The sequence below is a fragment of the Cupriavidus sp. 01L46 genome (assembly GCF_056399905.1).
Window position 1 is genome coordinate 1 of record NZ_JBFTSF010000367.1, and the last position, 7,591, is coordinate 7,591.

Sequence of the window (7,591 nt, forward strand, 5' to 3'; positions counted from 1 at the left end):
CTCTGATCGCCAGCAGGCTCGCGCTTACCTTGGGGATGTTGGTCAGGCGCGTGCCCACGGCAATTGAGTTGTCCTCCGTCACTTTGGCGTTGATGAGGGCGAAACTGCCACTAACGCGCCAGTGCGTGTCGAGTTGGCCGAACGCATCGAGCTCCAGTCCGCGGCTTTGTACCTCGCCTGCAGCCACGCTGAAGTTGGCATTGGTGGGGCTGCGGGTCAGCACGTTTTGCTTGACGATATCGAACACAGCCAGCGTCGCACCCAGCCGCTGGTCGGCAGACTGCCACTTTGCGCCGGCCTCCAGCGCCCGGCCGTGCTGCGGGTCGAAGGCATTCCCCGCCTCGTCCACGCCGCTGTTGGGACGGAAGGACTTACCCAGCGACAGGTAGAGCGAGGTCTGCGCGCCCGGCAGCCAAGTCAGGCCCACGCGTGGCGACACCGCGCTCTGACTTTGGCTGGTGGATTTCGCCGTGATCAGGTTGTCCACCGTCTGGTGATAGTTGTCCAGCCGCACGCCGGCAAGCAGCTTCCATTGTTCGGAGAGATCGATCTGGTCCTGCAGGTACACACCGAGGTTGCGCTGATTCTCCCGGGTGCTGATGCTCAGCGCCACCGGCGGCTGCGCCTGGCCGTACACCGGCTGGTAGATGTCGATAGCATACGGGTTGGATGCAACGCTGGAGTAGGCGATATCCATGCCCATGTAGAGGCGCGATGCCTCCACTCCCGCCAGCACAGTGTGCCCCAGACCACCGGTCTGGAACTTGCCTTCCACTTCGGCCTGTGCCGAGGTGTCCCGCGACGGCAGGCTGCGCCAGCTGTTGCGGCGGGTCAGGGTGCGACCATCGGCTAGCAGGCTGCCGAACTCTGCGGCTTCGCCGTAGAAGCCGGATTCCTTGTAGCTCATGCCGATGCGCGTGCGCCAGCCAGGCGCCAGTTCACGGTCCAGTGTGAGTTGATGGGTGTCGCTGGACAGATGCAGGTTGGGGTCCCCTGGTTCACCCAAGACGCGGTCGCGAGGCAGGTCGATGCGGCCGTTGACGTTGATCAGGCCCCGGTCCAGCGGCGTGCGCGCGCGCATGAACTCGCCCTCGTACTGCAGTAGCGTCTTGTTGTCGATTACCCACGCGAAGGCAGGGGCTACCAGGTACTTGCTGTTGTCGAGCAGCGAGCTGCGGCTGGCCCCGTCTTCCGCCATGACATTGAGCCGGTAGGCCACGTTCTCCGTGATTGGGCCGGTGCTGTCCAGCGCCGCGCGCCGGAAACCGAGCGAGCCGATACTCAGGTCTGCGGTATTGGCCCTGGTGAACTGCGGCTTCTTGGTCACKATGTTGATGGTRCCGCCGGGTTCGCTGTTGCCATAGAGCGCTGCGGCCGGGCCTTTCAGGAGCTGACGTAGTCCACGGTTTCGGACAGGCGCGTTGCACCCAGGTCGTCGATCAGTTGCGAAGTCACGACGCGAACCGACTGCGGTACCTCATGTAGCGGCGTTTCTGTTCGGGTGGCACCGCTGGCGACGGATGGCATGTACCCACCAGTGCTGGCGCTGACGCGCACTTCAGGCAGTTCGGTCGGTGCGGCCGCGTCCTGCGATGCCGCGTGGACGGCCTGGGCGACGGGGAGCAGCGCGAGGCCGGCATGCCAGGCGAAGCGGCGAACGGAAAATGGGAAAACAACCATGACGGCAATCAAAAGAACTTCGACCGTCTAATGTACCTAATTAAATACGATTGATTCGTATTTCGTATGTTTTGAAAGGGATTGCTTTTGAGCGACCAAACTTGTGGTAACGGCTGTGCCGGCGCGGCTGCAGAGGCAAGATGCGCTGGGCGCCGGAGGGGAATGACGCTAACTGGTGCCACGGCGCACAGGGCGAGCAAGGCGACGACTGTCGCCCATGCAGCGTGCCGCGCAAGTTGCGAGCACTGGCCGGCCCGGCGCCATCAGGGAGGAAAGCATGATTGAGCACCTGCTGTTGCCGCCCCCTTGTCGCCGGCACAGAACCGGGCGACCGCCGCGCCGATCGACTCGGCCATCATCTGCCTGTGTGCCGGATCTCCAAGCCGGGCTTCCTCGGCGCGGTTGACGATCACCCCGGCTTCGAACAGCACCGCCGGCATCTTCGTGGTGGCCAGGACCTTGAGTGCATCGAACCTGTAGATGCCCAGGTCCGGGTCGACCAGTTCCCTGTTCTCGCCTTCGATCTGTTCGGCATGGTGCAGGGTAGGGCGAAGGCAGCGCTTGTGCAGCTCGGACCCCAGCACACGCGCGAACCGCAGGCTTTCATCTGGCTGCTGGTTATGGCCGGAGTAAAAAATCGAGTGGCCGCTGAAGTCGTCGCTGTAGCGCTGCGGGCTGGCCTCATGGGTCCATGCGGAAAGATAGCGCGGCTGGACCGAGTCGTGATGGAGCGACAGGAACAGATCCGCCCCGCGGCGATTCGCCAGCTCGGAGCGGTCTGTCAGCGAGATATCCGCGCCGCGCTCGTTGGTCAGGAATACCTTGGCGAACCCCATGCCCGCCAGCACGGGCACCAGCGTTGCGGCGAGGCGCGAGTTGAACTCGAACTCGGGCACGCCGCGCGCGCTTGTTGCGCCCGGATGGCTGGCGGTATGCCCCGCGTCAATGGCGATCGCGAAACGGCTCCTGTCGCACTGTTGAGATGCCGGGCTCGCCGGGAGCGACAAAGCCAGCGCCAGGCCGGCGAACACCAGCCGGGCCAATCGCACCGGAGTCAGAGACTGCATAGCTTGCATATGCGCTAAAACCTGCGCTAAATCGATAGGCCCACGATTCTATCGGGTTGCCATCGGCCTATGCCATCAACAGCAATGCCGTGCCGCACCCGGTCAACGCCACCGTCCACACCCGGTCCAGGTTGATCCAGCCGGTGCGCAGGAAGCCCACGCCGATGCGGTCGTACACCAGCAGCGCCACGGTGCCGATGGCAAGCAGCATGGCCAGCGTGTGCAGCCCGAGCGCCAGCAGCGCTGGCATGAGCGGCCCGCCTGCTGCCGGTGCGCCGGCGGCGCGGCACAACGGCAGCAGCGCCGGCACCAGCATCAGCCCCGCGCCGTGCGTGCCCGCCATCAGGAACGACCATAGCGCCAGCCCGGCCATGCCGGCCTGCATGCCTACGCGGGGGCGCTGGCGATGGCCGCGCAGCGCATGCCAGGCAGCCCAGCCGATCAGCACCGCGCCGCCGGCGCGCGCCAGCCATTGGGGATCTAGCAGGCTGCCAAGCGTGAGCGTGGCGGCCAGCACCAGGGCCACCGCGATGGCGTGGCCGAGCGCGATCGGCAGCAGCGCCAGCAGCACCACCTTGCGCCGCCCGCGATGCAGCCCCAGCGCCACGGCAAACAGCCAGCCCATGGCGGGATTGACACCGTGGAACAGGCCCAGCGCGGCAATGGCCAGCCACGGCCACCAGAGCGGCCACAGGGCGGACCACTGCGTGGCGAACTGCGTGCCCAGCGGCACGCCTGTGGTGGCGAACATGGCGGGGGCGCTATGGCGTTGGTTTTGGCGTTAGTTATGACGTTGGTTATGACGCCATGCGGCTACGGGAAGCAATACGAATCCGACGAGCAATCACCGCCTTCCAGCCTGACCTGGTGCGGGCGATGGCCGGCCGGCCAGCGCAGGAAGAACCGCGGGTCGAAGTGGATGCCGCCTTCGGGCGCGGCGTCGAGCTTGACCATCCAGCCCTCGATGCCCTCCGGGTAGAACTGCGCATCGACCGCGCCGTAAAGCGAGTTGGTGAAGTAGATGCGCCGCCCGTCGCGGCTGACCTCCACCATCTGCGGGCCGCCGTTGAGCGCGGCGCCCCCTGCCCCCGGATGCGTGGCGTGCGAGACGATGCCGCCTATGCGCACGCGGCCGGTCTGCCTCGGCGCGAACGGGTCGGAGACGTCGTACTGCAGCAGGTCGCCAGTGCCCCAGCAGGATACGTAGAGGAAGCGGTCGTCCATCGACAGGTCGATATCGCTGACCAGCGGCGGCACCGCCTTGAAGCCCTTGAGGATGGGCGGCAGAAGGTCGGGGTCCGCCGCCTCCGCAGGGATGTCGATGATCTTGCGGATCGCCCATTTGCCTTCGTCCCGATACCAGACCCAGATGGACGAGGACAGGTCCTTCAGGCTGATCACGCAGTTGACGAAGCCGTACGCCTTGGTGGGGTCGTGCGCGGGGCGCAGTTCGAACACGAGCTGGTATTGCTCGCCGAAGTCGATCTCCTGCAGGTGCTTGCGCTTGGTCATGTCCCAGAAATGCAGCCGCCTGCCGTAGCGCGAGCCGAGCAGGATCTCCGGCACCAGGCCGTCCTCGATCATGTCCGGCGTGCCCCATTCGCTGGTCACCAGCGTGTCGAAGCCAAGGTGCCACCAGCCGTCATAGGCAAAATGCTGCGGGCCGCGCTCCACTTCCCATTGCCCGAGCGGATCGAAGCCCTGCTGGTCCAGCAGCATGATGCCGCCCGGCCCCTTGCCCTCGCCGTTGCCCAGCGCGGTCACGTAGATGCCACCGGGGCCGCAATGCACGGTATGCGGGCGCGAGTAACCGGTGCGCTCGGCCAGTTCGCCCGGCTCGATGATCCTGGCGATGGCAGGCCGCAACGGATCGGGCTTGGTGTCGATGATGTAGATGCGCGACGAGCGCAGGCCCGGCACCACCAGGTAGCGCCGCTCCATATGCGGGTGCGGGGCGTTCGGGCACAGGCAGGACGAGCAGGCGTTCCAGCCGAAGTGATGCAGTTCGTCGCCCGCGTTGGGCACCATGACCTGGCCGACGATGGTGCCGTAGGCCTTGGAGGCGGGATCGACGTCGACTACGGCAATGCCGTCAGGCTGGGTACGCGTGGGATCGAACATCGCCACATAGGCGAGTGCTTCGGCAGGCGCCTTAGCCGCCAGGCGCGGGGAGGGGTAAAAGCTCGGGTCGGGCTTCCAGGTTGCCATGGTGCATCTCCTTGCGCCACCACTGGCTTTGAACTATAGGACACATCGCGGCGGACGTCGGGCGCCGGTTCCTGGCTCAGGCTGGCTCAGGCACGCTCCCATGGTTGCATCCTGGCGCTACGCCTGCCTCCTGGCCAGGGATGCGGCGGGGCCGGACCGGTARCTATACGCCAGCGCCAGCAGGATGAGGATCGGCACGGCGAGGCACCAGTACAACGCCTGCACATAGGCATACGCGCCTGACACGGCGCCGGCCGCGAATGCAGCGATGGCGGGGACCATCTTGCGCAGCCGGTTCTTTGCTGCGGCCACCTTGTCGGCCGAGGCGCTGCGCAGCTCGACCAGGTCGATGATGACCTGCGTGCTGTTGCCCGTCATGATGGTGGTCGGCACATGGTCGGTCAGCACGATCCGGGATTGCGCGTTCTGGACCGCCATGGCGGCCACCCCCAGCATTCCGGTGGCAATGGCCGATGGCATGTCGGGCGAGGCCATGGGCGAGGCCACGCAGCCCGCCAGCATGAAGGCGGCAAGCAACACGCCTTGCGTGACCAGCAGCGGCGGCAGCGGCGGCCTGCCGCGCGCCTGCATGGCATCGACGGCGATCTTCGTCGCCGCCACCGCTAGCGCGAACACCGGCAGTGCCAGCAGCTTGGCCAGCACGCCACCGGTCGCGTGCGCGAGCGCCACGCCGAGCATGACAAAGTTGCCGGTGACGTGCGCGGTGAACAGGCCGAACAGGGCGATAAAGCCGACGACATCGACGTAGCCCGCTACCAGGCTGAGCATGGCGCCCTTGAACACCTGGCTGGCGATTGCCTCAGGTTGCGTGGGCGGCGAGGACTGTGGTGTGGTCTGCATGGCGGAGTTCAGGTTTGTGAAGAGGAGGGCGCTCGCCCGTACTACAGCATAGGACGTGCGGGCCGGTCCAATTGCAAATGTCCTTGATTTTTCCAGAACCCGGTCCATAATGCAAACGTTTGCAAAGAACGGAAACCAGAGATGAATATGGAGACGACACTTGCCCCGAGGCTCGGCCGCGGCCTGTCCGTGGTGGACGACGAACACACGCTCAGCCAACTGGTCAAGCAGGCGATGCGCGATACCACTGACCCGCGCCTGCGGGAGGTCGTCGACGCGCTGGTCGATCATCTGCACGCGTTCCTGAGGGAGGTGCGGCCCAGCGACGAGGAGTTCGAGTTCGGGCTGCGCTTTGTCGCGGCGCTGGGTCATGCGACCAACGCAACCAACAACGAGGTGGTGCTGGCGGCCGATGTGCTTGGGCTGTCGACGCTGGTGACGCTGATGAACAACGGCATCACCGATGGCCGCACGCCGGGCGCCCTGCTGGGCCCGTTCTACCGCGGCGGCGCGCCGATTTACGCGTGCGGGGATTGCGTGGTGCAAGGCGAGACGCCGGGGCTGCCATTGTTTGTGAGCGGGCAAGTGCGCAACACCGCCGGCGAGCCCCTGGCCGGCGCGCTGGTGGAAGCGTGGCAGGCTTCGCCGGTTGGCCTCTATGACAACCAAGACCCCTCGCAACCGGACAAGAACCTGCGCGGCGCCTTTCGGGCCGATGCGCAAGGCCGCTTCCATTTCCGCACGGTGCGCCCGGCGGGCTATCCCGTGCCGACGGGCGGCCCCGTCGGCCAGCTGCTGGCCGAACAGAACCGCCATCCGTACCGCCCCGCGCACATTCATTTCATTGCCGCGGCACCGGGCTATCGCACGCTTGTCACGCAGGTGTTTGCCGACGATTCCGAGCATCTGGAATCGGACGTGACCTTTGGCGTGCACCGCGAACTGGTGGGCCATTTCCGGCGTGTGGACGAAGGCACTAGCCCATGGGGCGGTTTCGCGGCGCCGTTCTACACGCTGGATTTCAACTTTGTGCTGGAGCCGGGCGAGCAGACCTTCCCGACGCCGCCGATCGACTGATCATCTTGCGGCGGTGGCGCAGATCAGCGATACCGCATCGCTCGTGCGCCTGGCCGATGACGTGCAGCGCAAGTACGGCCGCATCGACATGCTGGTCAACAGCGCGGGCTTCACCAAGGCAATTGCGCATGCTGACCTCGACGCGCTGGACGATGCGCTGATCGATGAGATGTTCGCGGTGAACTGGCGCGGCCAGTTCGCCGCGATCCGCGCCATGGCGCCGCACCTGAAGGCAACGGGCGAGGGGCTGGTGGTCAATGTGGGGTCCATCGCGGGGCGCACCGGCATGGGCAGCAACGTGGCGTACTGCGCGGTCAAGGCAGGGCTCGACATGATGGCCATCTCGCTAGGCCGCGCGCTGGCGCCGGAGATCCGCGTGCTCAACGTTTCGCCCGGCGTGGTCGACACCGATTTCGTGCCCGGGCGCGACAGCGCCTTCAACGACCGAGCTGCCCGGACTACGCCGCTCAAGCGCATCGGCAAGCCGGATGACGTCGCCGATGCCATCGTGGCCTGTGCCACTTCGCTGCGCTTTTCCACCGGCACCACCATCGTGGTCGACGGCGGGCGCCAGCTCGGCTGATCCCGCCCCTGGCGCATGGTTCAAGACAGCAACACACCAAGACACCAACACGGCAAGACACCAAGACACCAAGACACCAAGACACCAAGACACCAAGACACCAAGACACCAACAC

General features: G+C 65.9%; 8 protein-coding genes. 2 read left to right on the plus strand and 6 right to left on the minus strand.

Annotated elements, in window-relative coordinates; genetic code table 11:
• The 6 genes from AC1DS3_RS34420 to AC1DS3_RS34445 form a co-directional block, all read right to left on the minus strand.
• The coding region (locus tag AC1DS3_RS34420) for a TonB-dependent siderophore receptor (RefSeq protein WP_477128936.1) at positions 1-1,327 on the minus strand (1,327 nt) is incomplete at its 3' end.
• 56 nt (positions 1,328-1,383) lie between these two features.
• Positions 1,384-1,680 (minus strand): hypothetical protein, encoded by a 297-nt coding sequence (locus tag AC1DS3_RS34425; protein ID WP_477128937.1) that lies wholly within the window; start codon positions 1,678-1,680, stop codon positions 1,384-1,386.
• A 263-nt stretch (positions 1,681-1,943) separates the two neighbouring features.
• Positions 1,944-2,711, minus strand: coding sequence for an N-acetylmuramoyl-L-alanine amidase family protein (locus tag AC1DS3_RS34430; RefSeq protein ID WP_441640687.1), 768 nt, complete (start codon positions 2,709-2,711; stop codon positions 1,944-1,946).
• 103 nt (positions 2,712-2,814) lie between these two features.
• Positions 2,815-3,498 carry a hypothetical protein gene (locus AC1DS3_RS34435; RefSeq protein ID WP_441640686.1) on the minus strand — a complete coding sequence of 228 codons (684 nt, stop codon included), beginning with the start codon at positions 3,496-3,498 and terminating at the stop codon, positions 2,815-2,817.
• Between the two features lie 62 nt (positions 3,499-3,560).
• Complete coding sequence (locus tag AC1DS3_RS34440; RefSeq protein ID WP_441640685.1) at positions 3,561-4,955, minus strand: selenium-binding protein SBP56-related protein; 1,395 nt, start codon at positions 4,953-4,955, stop codon at positions 3,561-3,563.
• Positions 4,956-5,072: 117 nt separating this feature from the next.
• Positions 5,073-5,816, minus strand: a complete 744-nt coding sequence (locus AC1DS3_RS34445) for a YoaK family protein (RefSeq protein WP_441640684.1) — start codon at positions 5,814-5,816, stop codon at positions 5,073-5,075.
• Positions 5,817-5,963: 147 nt separating this feature from the next.
• Here AC1DS3_RS34445 and AC1DS3_RS34450 point away from each other — a divergent pair, with 147 nt between their 5' ends.
• Both AC1DS3_RS34450 and AC1DS3_RS34455 read left to right on the plus strand, forming a co-directional pair.
• A complete protein-coding gene (locus AC1DS3_RS34450; protein ID WP_441640711.1) occupies positions 5,964-6,893 on the plus strand; it encodes a dioxygenase family protein in 930 nt (309 codons plus the stop codon).
• Positions 6,778-7,476, plus strand: a complete 699-nt coding sequence (locus AC1DS3_RS34455) for an SDR family NAD(P)-dependent oxidoreductase (RefSeq protein WP_477128938.1) — start codon at positions 6,778-6,780, stop codon at positions 7,474-7,476. The genes AC1DS3_RS34450 and AC1DS3_RS34455 overlap by 116 nt, the downstream gene beginning before the upstream one ends.
• Positions 7,477-7,591 lie beyond the last annotated feature (115 nt).

Excerpts from the sequence above, each read along its gene's own strand:
- AC1DS3_RS34435 (WP_441640686.1), bottom strand. The coding sequence starts at position 3,498 with ATGTTCGCCACCACAGGCGTGCCGCTGGGCACGCAGTTCGCCACGCAG.
- AC1DS3_RS34440 (WP_441640685.1), bottom strand. The coding sequence starts at position 4,955 with ATGGCAACCTGGAAGCCCGACCCGAGCTTTTACCCCTCCCCGCGCCTG.
- AC1DS3_RS34450 (WP_441640711.1), top strand. The coding sequence starts at position 5,964 with ATGGAGACGACACTTGCCCCGAGGCTCGGCCGCGGCCTGTCCGTGGTG.
- AC1DS3_RS34425 (WP_477128937.1), bottom strand. The coding sequence starts at position 1,680 with ATGGTTGTTTTCCCATTTTCCGTTCGCCGCTTCGCCTGGCATGCCGGC.